This is a genomic window from Pseudomonas kitaguniensis (assembly GCF_009296165.1).
GTDB lineage: Bacteria > Pseudomonadota > Gammaproteobacteria > Pseudomonadales > Pseudomonadaceae > Aquipseudomonas > Aquipseudomonas kitaguniensis.
Genome location: NZ_VUAZ01000238.1, coordinates 1 through 822, shown reverse-complemented (window position 1 = coordinate 822; position 822 = coordinate 1). Strand labels below are relative to the sequence as shown.

The 822-nt window shown below is 64.1% G+C and carries 1 protein-coding gene; it reads right to left on the bottom strand.

The genetic code is table 11. The features are described from left to right. Nucleotides 1-822, bottom strand: an 822-nt coding sequence (locus F0169_RS26980) for an autotransporter outer membrane beta-barrel domain-containing protein (protein ID WP_152748129.1), incomplete at both ends; no start/stop codon positions are given.

The following is an 822-nucleotide window of genomic DNA, read 5'->3' as shown; positions in this document are numbered from 1 at the left end:
CATCACGCGTCCGCCGTCCCAGGCTGCCTGGGTAGTGGATTGCAAGTCGCCGCTGGCATGCGTGTAAGCCAGGCCGCCGCGCAGGCTCAGCCATGACGGGCCTAGCTGCGCTTTGCCCAGGTCGAGGTTGGCCCGCACGCCGCCGGTGGTCAGGTTGACGCTCTCTTTAGAGCGCTTGCCACGCAATGCCGCTATGCCGCCGCGCTCTTTGAACCCTTCGCTGCGCTGCTGCACATTGGCCAATTGCAGGTACGGCTGCCAATCCCAACTGTCGTGGCTGAACGTGTAGTTCGCCTCGGCAAACGTCTGCACGGTGCGGCTGACGTACTTGGCGCTCAGGTGGTTGTCTACGCCCGGGAAGCTGACGCGACGTTTTGTCTGGACCTCATGTTGCGCATACGCGATGCCGCCATACAAACCAAAAGCGTTCCAGTTGTGACCTGCGTGCAGGCCCAGTTGATAGGTGTCGACACTCGCCTTGCCGCGGCCTTGGGTCTTTACATCGGTGCTGCCGCTGCCGGCAACCACGCCCAGGCGCGTGCCTTGTTCCAGCGTGTGATCGAACCCCACCAACAGGCCTGTGCTGCTGTGGGCGGTGCGCGTGGTGTTGCTATCGCCTGCGAGCTGGCCGGACTGGCGCGGCAGTTGCACCCAAGCGCCTTGGTTCAGCTCCTTGGGCTGAGCCCCTCGGTGGCCTTGCGCACTCAGTTGGCGTTCGAGTACCGCCTGACGCAGCACGCGGCTGTTTTCGATCAGTACCGCTTGAGTGCTGGCGTGCAGTTCGCCGCTTAACTGGTCCAGGGCCGACGGTGCCTGCTCGGG